Source organism: Sphingomonas sp. BL-S-25 (assembly GCF_055521555.1).
Genome location: NZ_CM145486.1, coordinates 817,521 through 833,220, shown reverse-complemented (window position 1 = coordinate 833,220; position 15,700 = coordinate 817,521). Strand labels below are relative to the sequence as shown.

Here is a 15,700-nt window from a genome sequence, read left to right as displayed (position 1 = left end):
GGAGGCGAGGCTCTTGCGACATGGGCCGCCCCAGGCGCTCGACGTGAGCCACTTCGCTCCGGGACGGGGGACGAGCGGATTCTTGCATTGAGGCCAGGGTGACGGGTGCGGTGTGGGTCAGGCTGGCGACGACGGCGCAGATCCTTCAATCCCTCAGCGCCCGCCGCATTGCCATCGCCCCGGCGCCATAGGGCAGGTCGACCGGCACCTCGGCAAAGCCCTGCGTCCGCCAGAAGCGGTCGGCGCCGTTGACCGCGATCAGCATCACCGCCCGCGCGCCTTCGACCCGTGCCTGCGCCAGCACCAACGCGGTCGCCGCCTGCGCCGCGCCCTGGCCGCGTGCCGCCGGCATCAGCGCGAGGTCGTGGAGATAATAGCCGTCGGCACCCTCGGGGACCGCGCCGATCGGCTTGCCGATTGCGGGCAGCACCGCATCGACCGGCCAGGGATGGCCGATCAGATAGCCGATCGCCGCCTCGTCCCCTTTGGAGAGCACATGGCACCCCTGCGGATACAGCGCCAGCCGCTCGGCATAGACCGATCGAGGCTCGGTGAAGGCACCATGCACCGCATCGGAAATGGCCGCGACCGCCGCCAGATCCTCGACCCGCATCGGCCTCCAGACGGCAGTTCCGCTCACGCCCTCATGCCGCCGGGAAGGCCGCGCCCACCCTTTGCTCCAGCACCGTCAACGGCACCCGCCCGGCGCCCAGCACCACGTCGTGGAACTTCGCCTGGGTGAAGCCCGGCCGCGACGCCACCTCGTCGCGCAGCCGGCTGATCGCGATCTGCCCGATCTTGTAGGCATTGGCCTGGCCCGGATAGACGATGTAGCGGTCGATCTCGGTCTGCGCCGCGCTGATCTTGGACGAGGTCGCGGCGAGATAGTCGACCGCCTTGTCGCGGCTCCACCCCTTGGCGTGCATCCCGGTATCGACCACCAGCCGCGCCGCGCGGAACGCGAATGACGCGAGATAGCCGATCTTGCCCAGCGGATCGTCGTCATACATGCCGAGCTCGTCGGCGACCTGCTCGGCATACAGGCCCCAGCCTTCGCCATAGGCCGTCACCGACGCGGTCTGGCGGTACAACGGCAGCCCTGCATCCTCATATTTCAGCGCGCCCTCGAACAAATGCCCCGGCGCGCCCTCATGATAGGCGAGGGTGGGCAGGGTGTAGCGCGGCCATTCGCCGGTATCGCGCAGGTTGATGAAGAAGATGCCCGGCCGCGATCCGTCGGGCGTCCCCGCCTGCGCCGATCCGCCCGGCGCGCCGATCTCGATCTCGGGTGGCACGCGGCGGATCTCGTACGGCGCCTTGGGCAGGCGGCTGAATACGCGCGGCAACCGCTCGCGCACCGCGACCAGCCGGCCGTTGAGATAGGCGAGCAACTCGGCGCGCCCCGCATCGGTGTTGGCAAAGGCCTGGCCCTGCGAGCTGCCCAAGGCCGCCAGCCGGTCGCGAATGCTCCCGTCGCGATAACCCTGCGCCTTCAGCAGTGTGTCCATCCGCGCATTCAGGTCGGCGACCTGCTCCAGCCCCAGCCGGTGGATCTCGTCCGCGCTCATCGTCGTCGTTGTGTGCTGCGCCAGCACCGCGGCATAATAGGCCTCGCCATCAGGCAGGCGCGACACGCCCGGCGCATCGCCGGCGCGCGGGAGCAGCGCGGTCAGCGCCTCGATCTGCCGGGTCAGCGCCGCGCGGATCGGCCCGGCAAAGATCGAAGCGGCACGATCGCCATAGCCGCTCAGGGCGATCTCGCCGCTGCGCCGCGCGATCGAGGAGACCAGGGTCTTCGATGCGGGCTCGCCGTCGCGCAGCCGCGCCAGCTGCTGCAGCGCCTTGTCGAGGATGAAGCGCGGTGCGATCACCCCGGCCGCCGCATTCTCCTTCACCAGCGCGGTATCGGCATCGATCAGCCCCGGCACCGCCGCCAGCCGTGCCATATAGGCATCGGCATCGGCGCGGGTCTTCACCGGATGCTGGCTGTCCAGGAAGGTGCCGACCCCGGTGTAGAAGCCGCCCAGCTGGGTGACGCCATATGGCCCCGGCCGGTGGCAGAAGCCGCCGGTATGATAGCGGAAGCGATTCAGCCGCTGCCGCGCGAGCAGGTCGAACTCGGCACAGTCCCAGGCAAGCCCCGCCTGATCGCCCAGCCCCTCGCGCCCCAGGCTGCGCAGCTCGGCGAGGTTGCGATCGACCCGCTTCGCCTTCGCCGCCCGCCCGGCAGCGCTCCAGTCGGGAAAGCGTGCCCGCAACGCCGCCCGCTTGCCGGTATCGAGCGCCAGGCTGGTCGCCCCGGTCGGATCCTCGACCAGCCCCTGCTCGAACTGCCGCATCAGCAGCGCATCGAGCCGCGCATCCTTGTCGGGCGTGGCGAAGCCAGCAGCCGCACGGCCAGGCAGGCCGGCAGCCATGGCGGCGGTGCCGATCCCGGCAAGCAACTGACGGCGGTCGAAATTGGCGGTCATCGGTTCGGATCCCCTTGATACGGGGCGGACCCTAACCACCCCACACGCCCCGGTCGAGGCCGTGTGTTTCGCAGGCCAACAACCTCGTCACCCCGGCCGAAGTGCCGGGGTCCACCCCTTCTCCATCCCGGACCCGTTGACGTGTGCAACGACCGCCCGGGGCGACCCTTGCCTAAAGAACCCCACCTCCGGGATGTGCCGCCCGGTGGACCCCGGCATTGCAGCCGGGGTGACGGGTGTGAGGTGAGGGCGGCGCCACCCTCAAGCCGTCCCTACCGGTCCCACCGCGCCGGGATCAGCCCGATCCGCACCGCCTCGATCGCCGTCCAGCCCCGCGCGGCGATCACGTCGTTGCTTTCCTTCGCCTTGCGGTCCGGGCCCAGCGACCAGGTGATGTGGAACTGGCTGCCGTCGCCGCGTTCGGTCGTGCCAGCGATGCACACCACCAGCGCCTGGACGCCGGCATCGTCGTCGGCAACGCCGATCACCTCGCCTTCGGCCTCGACCGGCAGCGGGGTGGCGTCATCGGTGGCGAAGCGCAGCGTCACATGGTCCGCGACCAGCCGCTCGTATCGTGGCGGCACCCGGCCGAGCAAAGCCGCGCGGCCGGCCGGATCCAGCTTCCACCCCGCGATCCGGTGCGTCACCGCGCGCCGCTCATTCGGCCGGCGCCTCGGCATCGTCCGCCCGCGCGGCGCGCATCGGCGAGCGCGCCGTCACCTGTGCCACCGCCTGGCCCAGCTGCGCGCCGTCATAGGGCTTGGCCAGGATCACCGCGCCGTCGACCGCGCCTGCCGCCGGGGCGTGGCGGTCGCCGGTGGCGAAGACCACGCCGATGCTCGGCCGGATCGCCCGCGCGCGCCCGGCCAGTTCGGGGCCGTTCATGCTCGGCAGGTTCACGTCGCTGACCAGCACGTCGATCATCGTCGTCTGCAGCGCGACCAGCGCATCCTCGGCGCTGCCCGCATCGATCACCAGATAGCCGGCACCCTGCAGCATGTCCGACGTGCTCGCGCGGATCAGCTCGTCATCCTCGACCAGCAGCACCGTCGCGGGGGCAGGGACCGGCACGCGCGGGTGGACGACCGGCGCGGGCACACCCTCGACCGGCAGGATCGGCGGCAGCGCCTCGATCGTCCGCGCACTCGCGGCGCTGCGCTGCTGCTGGTTGGCGACGACATGGCGCAGCCGCCGCGCCAGCTGCTCGCGCGTATAGGGCTTGGACAGCAGCTCGACGCCGGGATCGAGCCGACCGCCATGGACGATCGAATTCTCGGTATAGCCCGAGGTGAACAGCACCGCGACGTTCGGCAGCCGCTCGCGCGCCATCCGCGCCAGCTCGGGGCTCTTCAGCCGGCCGGGCATCACCACGTCGGTGAAGATGATGTCGATCGGGATGCCGCTCTCGATCACGCTCAGCGCGTTGGTCGCGTCGACCGCCTTCAGCACGCGGTAGCCCAGGTCGGTCAGCAGCTCGATCGCGGTCGCGCGAACCTCGTCGTCATCCTCGACCACCAGCACCGTCTCGGTCCCGCCGACGATCGGCCCGGAATCGACCATCACCTCGACATCCTCGGGCGCGGCCGATCGCGGCAGGTACAGCTTGACCGTCGTGCCTTCGCCGGGCTCCGAATAGATCTTCACATGGCCGCCCGATTGTTTGACGAAGCCATAGACCATCGACAGGCCCAGTCCCGATCCCTTGCCCTCGCTCTTGGTCGAGAAGAAGGGTTCGAACACCTTTTCCAGCACCTCGGGCGTCATGCCCGATCCGGTGTCGCTGACTGCCAGCATGACATATTGGCCCGGCGTCACCTCGGCATGGGTCCGCGCATAGTCGTCGTCGAGGCTGGCATTGCCCAGCTCGATCGTCAGCTTGCCGGTGCCCTCCATCGCGTCGCGCGCGTTGATCGCCAGGTTCAGCAGCGCATTTTCCAGCTGCGCCGGATCGATGAAGCTGTTCCACAGCCCGCCGGCCACGATCGTCTCGACCTCGATCCCCTCGCCGATCGCGCGGCGCAGCATGTCGTCCATGTCGCGCACCAGCCGGGTCGAATTGACCACCCGCGGCTCCAGCGCCTGGCGCCGGCCAAAGGCGAGCAGTTGCGCCGCCAGCTTCGCGCCGCGCGACACGCCCGACAGCGCATTGGCGACGCGCGTCTCCGCCCGCTCATTGCCCGCCACGTCGCGCGCCAGCAGCTGGAGATTGCCCGACACGACCTGGAGGAGGTTGTTGAAGTCGTGCGCGACGCCGCCGGTCAGCTTCCCGACCGTCTCCATCTTCTGCGACTGGATCAGCACCGCCTCGGCATGGCGGCGTTCGGCAATCTCCTCGATCACCCGCGCCTCCAGCGTCTCGTTCAGCTGGCGCAATTGCTGTTCGGCGCGGCTGCGATGGCGCACCTGGCGCGCCAGGTCGGCCTCGCGGTCGACGCGCTCCTGGATATCGAACACCAGCACGTGGAAGCCGACGACCCTGCCGTCCTGGCTGCGCGGCAGATAATGGGCCTCGCAGGCGCGCTTCGACCCGTCCTGATGCGGCATCGTCGTGTCGGCGACGACGAACTCGCCATTGAGCGCACGCGCGATCAGCGGCATCCGCTCGGCAAAGGTTTCCTCGCCGACGACCTCGCGCACCGTGCGCCCGACGACGTCCTCGGCGCGGACCCCCAGCCAGGTCTCGTAATAGCGATTGGCGAAGCGATAGGTCAGGTCGCTGTCGATATAGGAGATCAGCACCGGCAGCGCGTCGGTGATCGTGCGCAGCTCATATTCGCCATGCTCGGCGCGGCGCCGCACCTCGACCCGCTCGGTGATGTCGACCACGGCGCACAGCACGCCGCCGACCTTCCCGCCTTCATAGACGGGGGTGTAGAACAGGTCGAAGACCATTTCCTCGGGCGTGCCGTGACGGTTGAGGACCAGGGTCTGTTCCAGCGCCGACATCGTCTCGCCGCGGAACCCGGCCTCCAGCACCTTGCGGTTGAAGTCCCAGATCTCGGGCCAGATGCCGGGCACGGTGCCGCCCATCGCGCGCGGATGATTGTCGCCGGCGATCAGGCTGTAATTGTCATTATAGATCATGACATGGTCGGGACCCCACATCAGCACCTTGGGCACCGGCGAGTTGACCACGTTGCTGACGGTCGTCTTCAGCTCGGGCGACCAGTTCCCGATCGGTCCCAGCGGATTCTGCGACCAGTCGATCCCGCGGATCAGCCGCGCGCACGCGCTGACCCCGATCAGCCAGCCATGATCGGTCGGATCCACCGGCGGGGCAGGGGTGCCGCCATCGCGCAGCAGCTTGATCGCGGTGCGCACGACCTCACTGGCATTGCCATATTCGCCAATGGCGAGCTGCTCGTCGATATAGCGGTCGAGTTCGGGGGTGAGCGAAACGTTGCGCGTCTGTCGGGATGCCATGTCGGCGCGTCACATGGGAAAACCGCAACTTTGTGTCAACGGTTGCTACAGCTTCCCGCTACTCAGCGTGGCGATCCGCTCCCGCCCCGGGTCAGCCCCGCCGGCGCGCCCTGACCCCGATCGCCTGCACCGCAACTGCCAGCGCCGAAGCTGCTGCGCCGAACGCGACCACGCCGTTCCAGCCCCAGCTGCCCCACAGCGCCGTCGCCGCCGCCGAACCCGCCGCGCCGCCGACGAACATCGCGCCCATGAACAGCGTGTTGAGCCGGGCCCGCGCCTCGGGCCGCAGCGCATAGACGATATGCTGGTTCGACACGAGCACGCCCTGGATCGCGAAGTCGAGCAGGATCACGCCTGCGACCAGTCCGGCAATCGAGGTCCACAGCCCGAAGATCGCCCAGGACAGCAAGGCCAGCGCCGCGCCCGACACGATCACCAGATGCGGCCCGCGCGCATCGGCCACCCGCCCGGCCAGTGGCGCCGCGGCGATCCCCACCGCGCCCACCACCCCGAACAGCCCGGCGATATCCGCCCCCAGGCCGAAGCGTGGCTCCAGCAGACGGAACGCCAGCACGGTCCAGAAGGCGGTGAAGCCGGCGAACAACAGCGCCTGGGTGATCGCCGCGCGGCGCAGCGCCGGAAATTCGCGCCACAGATGCAGCAGCGAGGCGAGCAACGCGCCATAACTGATCCGCGCGTCGGGCCGGCTGCGCGGCAGGCGCCATGCCATCCATCCGCCCATCGCCAGCGCCACCGGCGCGGCCAGCAGGAACATCTCGCGCCACCCGGCATGGGTCGCGACGAACCCGGCCACCGTCCGGCTGAGCAGGATCCCGCCCAGCAGCCCCGCCATCACCGTGCCGACTACCGCGCCGCGCCGCTCGGGCACCGCCAGATGCGCCGCCAGCGGCACGACCTGCTGCGCCACCGTGGCAAAGATACCGATCCCCAGCGACGCCGCCAGCAGTGACCAGGCGCCGCCCGCCATACCGGCAAAGACCAGCGACACCGCGAGCAGCACGAACTGCGCGACGATCAACCGCTTGCGCTCGACCAGGTCGCCCAGCGGCACCAGCAGGAACAGGCCGGCGGCGTAGCCGATCTGGGTGATCGTCGGGACGAACGCAGTCAGCCTGCCCGGAAGCTCGCCTTCCATCACCGCCAGCATCGGCTGATTGTAATAGATGTTCGCGACCCCGACACCGGCCGCCGCCGCCATTGCCCAGACGAGACCGCGCGACAGTGCGGGGGGTGTGGTTCCGTGCATGACGTGCCCTTTCGATAGGCCCGCCATCTAGGTGCGCCGACGGAGGCCGAAAAGGCAAACCAAGGTTTGGGTGGAGGGAGTGGTGACTCCTGCCGTGGCGTCATCCTGAAAAGAATCAGTCACCTCGGCGGACAAGCCGAGGACCCCGACGGCCTGGAAAAATCAGGTTCTTGTCAGGTAACTTTTCACGAACGCAAAGGCGCCGCCGATCACTATCAAAACAATACCGCCGACCCGCATCGTCATGTCATCGGGAGACAGCTCCAGAGAGACCATGCTCACTGTAAGTCCGCCCCAGATCGTGGCAGCGGGCAGCGACATTGATGCCAGGGGCGTGCGTATCACGCCCATTTTGTCGAGCCAGTAGATCGACGGCATCGCGCAGGCGATCAGAACGAATGCGATAGCATCCCAGGGGCTTTCCTGCAGCCCGATCGCAGTCCTGAGGAGGATGAATCCGTAGGCGATCAAGCCGCCTCCGCCCACCAACAGGCCGACCTTGGCCATATTCGTGGACGATCGCTCGTTGAGTTCATGTAACGACATCGTCGTACCCCCCGCCAACTCATATCAGTCGGCATTCTGGCGCCTAGGACGTTTCTCACCAATATCGATGCGATTCCCATCGGGATCGGCGAAAACGAAGGCCCGCTGCCCATAGTCCTTGTCGGTCAGACCCTTGATGATCCTCACACCCCCCGCCTCGCAGATGGCGTAGAGCGCGGCGACGTCGCTGACGAACATGTGCATGACATTGACGGTCGACGCCTTGTGGTCCGGCTTTCGGCTCAGGTGGATTTCCGCCTGATCCTTCTTCAGCACCATGAACCCGACCGGATCGCCATTCTCGAACACGGTCTCGAAACCCAGGATGCGGGAATAGAAATCCTGTGCGGCCCGAATGTCGCGAACACAGATCATCGGCGCCGCGCGTCCGAACGTGATCCCGTCCGGCGCAGACTTGCCCATCACATCTTCCTCGTCGGGCAGGGGCGGCGGTGCGCGTGCCGGTCACGGAGCGGTGTCCGGAGCCGCATGCTGCGGGGACCGCGCGATCCTGTCAACGGTCGTTCCCACCGGCGATGCCTCACCATCATCGGCTCCAGGATGGGAGGAGTACGGCGGCCAGGGCGACGGATCTATTGAGGCGGCCGTCCCACTCACTTCGTCACCCCGGCCGTAGTGCCGGGGTCCACCGTGCGGCAGATCCCGTACCCCAGGTTCCTGCACACACCCGCGTCATAACTACGTCCAAAGCGGAGCAAGCCAGACCACTCGCCACGACCGCCGCATTGCGAACCCACGCCCCCCGCGCCACCCTCCGGCTCATGTTCCGCGACCGGCAGCCCTGCGTCTACATCCTCGCCAGCGGCAGGTACGGCACGCTCTATACCGGCGTCACCTCCGACCTCCTCGCCCGCCTGTACCAGCACCGCGAGGGCATTGCGGGCGGCTTCGCAGCGGCGCATCGCGCGGTGACGCTCGTCTATTTCGAAATGCACGACGAGATGGAATTCGCGATCCGCCGCGAGAAAGCGATCAAGAAGTGGCAGCGCCAGTTCAAGCTCAACCTGATCGAGCGCGATAATCCGGACTGGCGTGACCTGGCGCTGGACCTCGGGTTTGCGCCACTGCCGACGCGATAGCGGGGGTGACGTCGTTCAAGGGGGGGGCGCCTCGCGCTCCACCGGCTCGGGGATGGAGGAAGGGTGGACCCCGGCACTCCGGCCGGGGTGACGGGTTGGTTGTGACGGCCGGGTGTCGCTCCAGATGTGGACGTCCACTCACCGGAGTTTCACGCATATCGCTTCACCACCCAGTTCGTCACCCCGGCTGAAATGCCGGGGTCCACCGGGCGGCACGTCCCGGACGTGAGGGTCCGGAAGCCAGCGCCGCCCCGGGCGTCCGTCGCGCGCGTCACAAGATCCGGGATGGAGGAAGGGTGGACCCCGGCATTTCAGCCGGGGTAATTGTGGGCCGACGACTTGCACCAGGCGAACACCTGCTTCAACCAGAACACACGCCCCCACCCGACAGTATCGCCGCTGGAACAACTCGCCCGCATCGCAGTAGTGTCGGGCGATGGCATCTTCCTCCAAACCGCGCCGCGACTTGACCCAGGGTAATGTCGGCAGCACCTTGCTGTTGTTCGCGCTGCCGACCCTGGGGTCGAACGTGCTTCAGTCGCTCAACGGGTCGATCAACTCGATCTGGGTCGGTCGTTTTCTGGGGGAAAGCGCGCTGGCGGCGACCAGCAATGCCAACATCATCATGTTCCTGATGTTCTCCGCCGTGTTCGGCTTCGGCATGGCGGCGACCATTCTGGTGGGTCAGAGCATGGGGCGGCACGATGTCGAGGGCGCGCGGCGGGCGTTCGGGTCGGCGGTCGGGCTGGTGCTGGGCGGGGCGATCGTCGTCTCGCTGCTGGGCTGGCTGTTCTCGCCCGCGATCCTGCATGTGCTGGCGACCCCGCCCGAGGCGATGGCGATGGCCGAGGCCTATCTGCGCGTGATCTTCCTCGGGCTCCCCGCGGCGATGCTGCTGGTGCTGCTGATGATGGGACTGCGCGGTGCGGGCGATGCGATGACGCCGCTCTGGTTCATGGGGCTGTCGGTGGTGATCGATGCCGGGCTGAACCCGCTGCTGATCGCCGGGATCGGCCCGTTCCCGCGGATGGGGATCGCCGGCTCTGCGACCGCGACGCTGATCGCCAATCATGTCGCGGCGATCGGGCTGGTGATCACCCTCTACTGGCGCGACCTGCCGATTCGGTTGCGCGGGGCGGAGCTGAAATGGCTGCTGCCCGAGCGTGCGCTGATGCGCACGATCATCGCCAAGGGGCTGCCGATGGGCGCGCAGATGCTGGTGATGACCTTTGCCGGACTGACCATGATCGGACTGGTCAATCGCGAGGGCGTCGAGACCGCCGCCGCCTATGCCGTGAGCCAGCAGCTATGGACCTATATCCAGATGCCGGCGATGGCGATCGGTGCCGCGGTCAGCGCGATGGCGGCGCAGAATATCGGTGCCGGCCGCTGGGACCGGATCGCGCAGATCACCCGGTCGGGTCTGGTCTATAATTGCCTGATCACCGGGGCGATGGTCGGCGCGGTCATCCTGTTCGACCGGCCGGTCATGGCGCTGTTCGTCGGGCATGACAGCCCGGCGATCCCGATCGGCCGGCATATCCAGCTGATCGCCAGCTGGAACTTCGTCCTGTTCGGCATGACGATGGTGCTGTTCTCGACCGTGCGCGCCAATGGCGCGGTGTGGGCGCCGCTGATCGCGCTGATCATCGCGCTCTACCCGATCCGCATCGGCTTCGCGCTGGCGATGCTGCCGGTGCTGGGCGCCGATGCGATCTGGTGGAGCTTCCCGCTGGGGTCGACCGCGACGCTGCTGATGGCCGCGACCTATTATCGCTGGGGGAATTGGCGCAAGGGCCAGCTCGCCGTGCCGCCCGACCATGCGCATCTGGAGGAACAGGCGCTGTCCGATGCCGAGCCCGCCGGGCGGCTGAAACCCGCCGGCTGACTTGCCTGTCGCGGGCAACAGGCGCAGAAGCCCGGCCATGAGTCAGTATCCCGCACTTCGCCTCCGCCGCATCCGTTCTTCCGGCTGGAGCCGGCGGATGCACGCCGAGACCGTCCTGACCCCGGCCGACCTGATCTGGCCGCTGTTCGTCAGCGAAGGGGCGGACGAGGAGCCAATTGCCACGCTGCCCGGCGTCTCGCGCTGGTCGATCGCGAAGATCGTCGAGCGCGCGCGAGAGGCGGTGTCGCTCGGCATCCCGTGCGTCGCCCTGTTCCCCAATACCCCGCACGAGCTGCGCAGCGACGACGGGCGCGAGGCGTTCAACCCCGACAATCTGATGTGCCGCACGATCCGCGCGATCAAGGATGCGGTGCCCGATCTGGGCGTGCTGACCGACGTCGCGCTCGATCCCTATACCAGCCACGGCCATGACGGGCTGGTCGATGCCGCCGGCTATGTTCTGAACGACGAGACCGCGTCGGTGCTGGTCGATCAGGCCCGCGTCCAGGCCGAGGCCGGGGCCGACATCGTCGCGCCCAGCGACATGATGGACGGCCGCGTCGGGCTGATCCGCGACGCGCTGGAACAGGGCGGGCACCGCAATGTCCAGATCATGGCCTATTCCGCCAAATATGCCTCGGGCTTCTATGGCCCGTTCCGCGACGCGGTTGGCTCGCGCGGGCTGCTGAAGGGCGACAAGAAGACCTATCAGATGGACCCCGCCAATGCCGAGGAAGCGCTGCGCGAGGTCGCGCTCGACCTGGCCGAGGGCGCCGACAGCGTGATGGTCAAGCCGGGCCTGCCCTATCTCGACATCATCGTCCGGGTGAAGAGCGAGTTCCAGGTGCCGGTCTTCGCCTATCAGGTGAGCGGCGAATATGCGATGATCGAGGCGGCGGTCGCGGCCGGCGCGGGCGAGCGCGAGGCGCTGGTGATCGAGACGCTGATGGCGTTCAAGCGCGCGGGCTGTTCGGGCGTGCTGACCTATCACGCGCCGCATGCCGCGCGGCTGCTGAGCGCGTGATCGAGACTGCGCGGCTGATCCTGCGCACGCCCGGGCCGGGCGACCGCGAGGCGTTGGTCGCGATCCTCAGCGATCCGGTCGTGATGGCGGACCTGTTCCCCGGCCAGGACCGGGCGGGCGCCGAGGCGTCGCTGGCGCGGCATGACGGCTATCGCGGCGAGGGGCTCGGCTTCCTGGGCGTCGAACGGCGCGAGGATGGCGCGATCATCGGCTTTTGCGGGCTGAAGCCCGGCGCCCCCAATTCGCCGATCGCGGGGCTGGTCGAGGCAGGCTGGATCTTCGGCCGCCACGGATGGGGGCAGGGCTATGCGCAGGAGGCGATGGCCGCGGTGATCGACGATGCGTGGGGCCGGATCGGTGCGGACCGGATCGTCGCCATCACCTCGGCGGTGAACGAGAAGAGCCAGAAGCTGATGGCGCGGCTGGGCATGCACCGGCTGGCGGATGGCGATTATCTGACCAGCCTGTTCCCCGACGGCCACCGGCTGCAGCCGACGGTGACCTTCGCGATCGACCGCCCGGCGGACCGGCCGCGCGCATGATCGAGACCGATCGCCTGATCCTGCGGCCCTGGCGCCAGGCGGACAAGCCGGTCTTCCACGCGCTGGTCAACACGCCGGCGATGATGGCGCATTTCGGCGGCCCGACCGACCAGGCGGCGCATGACCGGATCATCGACCGCCAGATCGCGCTTCAGGCGCGCGACGGGCATTGCATGTGGGCGGTCGAGCTGCGCGACAGCGGCGCGCTGGCCGGGGTGTGCGGGGTGCGCATCGGCGGCCATGCCGGCACGCCCGTCCCCGAAGAGCTCGAGATCGGCTGGCGCATCGGCGAGGCCTGGTGGGGGCAGGGCATCGCGCGCGAGGCGGCGGAGGCGAGCCTCGCCTGGGGCTGGGCCAATACCGGCCGCCGGCGGATCGCCGCCTGGACGGTGATCGGCAACACAAGGTCGTGGGGGCTGATGGAGCGGCTGGGCATGCGGCGGCGCACCGATCTCGACTTCGCCCATCCCGAATTTCGTGCCGGGGATCCCTTGGGCGCGATGATCGTCTATGCGATCGACCGACCGGCATGATTCTCACCGAACGCCTCTTCCTGCGCGGCTGGACGTCCGCCGACCTCGATCCCTTTGCGGCGATGGGGCAGGACCCGCGCGTCATGGCGACTTTGGGGCCGCTGATGAGCCGCGACGAGGTGGCGGCGCTGATCGAGCGGATCGAGGGCATTCGCGCCGCGCACGGCCATTGCTTCTGGGCGATCGAGCGGCGCGAGGATGGCGCGTTCCTGGGCTTTTGCGGGGTGAAGCCGGGTGCCGAGGATACGCCGATCGAGGGAGAGATCGAGATCGGCTGGCGCCTCGCGCACGAACATTGGGGCAAGGGCTATGCCCGCGAGGCGGCTCAGGCCAGCCTCGACTGGGTCTGGGACCATCTGCCGGTCGATCATGTCGCCGCGATCACCACGCCCGGCAACACCGCCAGCTGGGGCCTGATGGAGCGGCTGGGCATGGTCCGCGCGCCGCAGGACGATTTCGATCATCCCAAGGCGCAGGGGCATTTGATCCCGCACATCACCTATCGCATCGCCCGGCCCGCTGACCGGCCGGCGCCTGCCGAACCGTTTCGACCCTGACGCCGCCTTGCCTGGAGACCCGACGATGACCGACCAGGCGGAAAAGGACGCGGTGCCCGCGCCCGCGGCCACGCACAAGCTCTTCGTCGCGGCGATCCTGGCCGGATCCTTCCTGCTGTTCCTCGTCCAGCCGATGATCGCGCGCATGGCGCTGCCCAAGCTGGGCGGGGCGCCGGCGGTGTGGAACTCGGCGATGCTGGTGTACCAGGCGCTGCTGCTGGGCGGCTATGCCTATGCCCATTGGCTGGGCCGGGTGCCGGTGCGGCGCCAGGCGCTGATCCATCTCGGCCTGCTCGCCGTCGCGGCGCTGTGGCTGCCGATCTCGCTGTGGAACATCAACCTGCCCGCCGATGCCGAGCCGGCGGTGTGGGTGCCCTGGCTGCTGGTCGCCTCGATCGGCCCGTTGTTCTTCGCCATCTCCGCCCAGGCGCCGTTGCTCCAGCGCTGGTTCTCGGTCGCCAGCGGCGGGCGCGATCCCTATGCGCTCTATGCCGCATCGAACATCGGCAGCTTCGGCGGGCTGCTCGCCTATCCGCTGCTGGTCGAGCCCAATATGGCGCTGGGCAGCCAGAGCTGGCTGTGGACCGCGGGCTATGGCCTGGTCTTCCTGCTGATCGCCGGCTGCGCACTGCTGCTGCCCAAGCGTCCGCCCGACGTTCCGCATGTCCGCCACAGCAGCGAGGCGCCGACGAAGCGCCGCGTCGCCCACTGGATCGTGCTGGCGCTGGTCCCCTCGGGCCTGATGCTGGCGACCACCACCTTCCTCACGACCGACATCGTTGCCGTGCCGATGCTGTGGGTGGTGCCGCTGGGGCTGTATCTGCTCAGCTTCTCGCTCGCCTTTCGCGAAAGCCCGTTCCTCGACTGGCTGCTGCCCAAGCTGACGCCGGCCTTCCTGCTGATCGCCGGATCGACCTTCATCACCGGCAATCACGACTATCCCTATGTCAACGCCGCGATCGGCCTCTTCCTGCTGCTGCTGGTCGCGGTGTCCTGCCACCGGCGGATGTACGAGCTGCGGCCCGAGCCCGACCGGCTGACCGGCTTCTATCTCGCCATGTCGGTCGGTGGCGTGCTGGGCGGCGTGTTCGCCGCGCTGATCGCGCCGACGATCTTCGACTGGACCTATGAATATCCGCTGCTGGTGATCGCCGCCGGCATGCTTGTGCCGCAGCGCTATCTGCTGCCGATCCTCGAAAGGCTCTGGCGCGGCGACAGACAGGTCGCGCTGGTCAAGGCGCTGGCGGCGATCTTCCTGATTTCGCTGTTCGTGCTGGTCGGCATTCGCGACCTGTTCAGCCTCAACGCCTGGGCGCAATCTTCCGACTTCGCCGATCGCACCGCGTTTCTCGGCGTCGCGCTGATCGGGGTGGCCGCGATCGGCTGCCGCCCGGTCTTCGTCGCGGCGCTGATCGGCGCGCTGTTCCTGCTGGGCCTGCACCAGGCGCTGGAGGTGTCCGCCTCGGGCACGCGGATGCGCAGCTATTTCGGCGTCTACACCATGACCGATTTGCCCAATCTAAGGCGGCTGGCGCACGGCACCACGCTGCACGGCGTCCAGCTCAAGGGCGCCTGGTCGCGTCAGCCCACCACCTATTATGTCCAGGGTTCGGGCGTGGGCCAGGCGATGCTCGCCGCCCCCGGCCTCTACGGACCCGGCGCTCGGATCGGCGTCGTCGGCCTCGGGACCGGTACGCTCGCCTGCTATGCCCGGCCCGGCCAGCATTGGCAGTTTTTCGAGATCGATCCGGCGGTGGTGACGCTGGCGCGCGATTCGGGCGCCTTCACCTATCTCAGCCAGTGCGCGCCCGATGCGAAGATCGTCGTCGGCGACGCCCGCGTCCGGCTGGAACAGCAGGCGCCCGCCAGCCTCGACTTGCTGGCGCTCGACGCCTTTTCGTCCGACGCGGTGCCGATGCACCTGATGACCGACGAGGCCTTCGCCGTCTATCGCCGGGTGCTGGCGCCGAACGGGCTGCTGCTGGTCCACATCTCCAACCGCTACATGGCGCTCGATCCGGTCGTCGCCGAGGCAGCGGCGCGCGGCGGCTGGCATGCGGCCGAGTTCCGCTACGAGCCGATGATGAATTTCATCGCGACGCCGACCGCCAGCGGCAAGATCACGGTCAATGCCGAGCCCGAGCCCGAGGCGACCGCGTCCGACTGGATCGCGCTGTCACCCGATCCGGCGGTGCTCAAGCGACTGGGCGATGCGACCCGCGGCTGGACCCCGCTGGAGCGCAAGCCGGGCTTCACCGGCTGGACCGACGACTATGCCTCGATCCTTCCGGTGCTGCGTCCGGCGCGGATGCCGTGGGACAAGGGGGCGGGCGACTAAGATATATCTCG

14 protein-coding genes are annotated in these 15,700 nt (G+C 68.5%); 7 read left to right on the top strand and 7 right to left on the bottom strand.

The genetic code is table 11. From position 1 onward, the window contains the following. Window positions 1–145: 145 nt before the first annotated feature. The 7 genes from ACZ1H8_RS04140 to ACZ1H8_RS04110 form a co-directional block, all read right to left on the bottom strand. The gene (locus ACZ1H8_RS04140; protein WP_465180114.1) at window positions 146–613 is read right to left on the bottom strand and encodes a GNAT family N-acetyltransferase; all 468 of its coding nucleotides are present in this window, start codon (window positions 611–613) and stop codon (window positions 146–148) included. A gap of 31 nt (window positions 614–644) precedes the next feature. Then, a complete protein-coding gene (locus ACZ1H8_RS04135; protein ID WP_465180113.1) occupies window positions 645–2,471 on the bottom strand; it encodes a DUF885 domain-containing protein in 1,827 nt (608 codons plus the stop codon). A 272-nt stretch (window positions 2,472–2,743) separates the two neighbouring features. Next, entirely contained in the window at window positions 2,744–3,118 is a 375-nt protein-coding gene (locus tag ACZ1H8_RS04130) for a hypothetical protein (protein WP_465180112.1), read from the bottom strand. Window positions 3,119–3,128: 10 nt separating this feature from the next. Further along, a complete protein-coding gene (locus tag ACZ1H8_RS04125) occupies window positions 3,129–5,894 on the bottom strand; it encodes a hybrid sensor histidine kinase/response regulator (RefSeq protein ID WP_465180111.1) in 2,766 nt (921 codons plus the stop codon). Window positions 5,895–5,985: 91 nt separating this feature from the next. Beyond that, window positions 5,986–7,161 (bottom strand): MFS transporter, encoded by a 1,176-nt coding sequence (locus ACZ1H8_RS04120; RefSeq protein WP_465180110.1) that lies wholly within the window; start codon window positions 7,159–7,161, stop codon window positions 5,986–5,988. A gap of 162 nt (window positions 7,162–7,323) precedes the next feature. Next, window positions 7,324–7,707, bottom strand: coding sequence for a hypothetical protein (locus ACZ1H8_RS04115; RefSeq protein WP_465180109.1), 384 nt, complete (start codon window positions 7,705–7,707; stop codon window positions 7,324–7,326). Between the two features lie 24 nt (window positions 7,708–7,731). Continuing rightward, on the bottom strand, window positions 7,732–8,130 hold the full coding sequence (locus tag ACZ1H8_RS04110) for a glyoxalase superfamily protein (RefSeq protein ID WP_465180108.1): 399 nt from the start codon (window positions 8,128–8,130) through the stop codon (window positions 7,732–7,734). A gap of 359 nt (window positions 8,131–8,489) precedes the next feature. On the opposite strand from ACZ1H8_RS04110, the gene ACZ1H8_RS04105 reads away from it, so the two are divergent. The 7 genes from ACZ1H8_RS04105 (at window position 8,490) to ACZ1H8_RS04075 (ending at window position 15,689) form a co-directional block, all read left to right on the top strand. Further along, a complete protein-coding gene (locus ACZ1H8_RS04105) occupies window positions 8,490–8,807 on the top strand; it encodes a GIY-YIG nuclease family protein (RefSeq protein WP_465180107.1) in 318 nt (105 codons plus the stop codon). A gap of 436 nt (window positions 8,808–9,243) precedes the next feature. After that, window positions 9,244–10,695, top strand: a complete 1,452-nt coding sequence (locus ACZ1H8_RS04100; protein WP_465180106.1) for an MATE family efflux transporter — start codon at window positions 9,244–9,246, stop codon at window positions 10,693–10,695. 37 nt (window positions 10,696–10,732) lie between these two features. Beyond that, on the top strand, window positions 10,733–11,719 hold the full coding sequence (gene hemB / locus ACZ1H8_RS04095) for a porphobilinogen synthase (protein ID WP_465180105.1): 987 nt from the start codon (window positions 10,733–10,735) through the stop codon (window positions 11,717–11,719). Then, entirely contained in the window at window positions 11,716–12,261 is a 546-nt protein-coding gene (locus ACZ1H8_RS04090) for a GNAT family N-acetyltransferase (RefSeq protein ID WP_465180104.1), read from the top strand. Before hemB ends, ACZ1H8_RS04090 begins: the two co-directional genes overlap by 4 nt. Continuing rightward, the gene (locus tag ACZ1H8_RS04085) at window positions 12,258–12,794 is read left to right on the top strand and encodes a GNAT family N-acetyltransferase (RefSeq protein WP_465180103.1); all 537 of its coding nucleotides are present in this window, start codon (window positions 12,258–12,260) and stop codon (window positions 12,792–12,794) included. The genes ACZ1H8_RS04090 and ACZ1H8_RS04085 overlap by 4 nt, the downstream gene beginning before the upstream one ends. Next, entirely contained in the window at window positions 12,791–13,351 is a 561-nt protein-coding gene (locus tag ACZ1H8_RS04080) for a GNAT family N-acetyltransferase (RefSeq protein ID WP_465180102.1), read from the top strand. The genes ACZ1H8_RS04085 and ACZ1H8_RS04080 overlap by 4 nt, the downstream gene beginning before the upstream one ends. A gap of 25 nt (window positions 13,352–13,376) precedes the next feature. Beyond that, window positions 13,377–15,689, top strand: coding sequence for a fused MFS/spermidine synthase (locus tag ACZ1H8_RS04075; protein WP_465180101.1), 2,313 nt, complete (start codon window positions 13,377–13,379; stop codon window positions 15,687–15,689). Window positions 15,690–15,700: the final 11 nt, after the last annotated feature.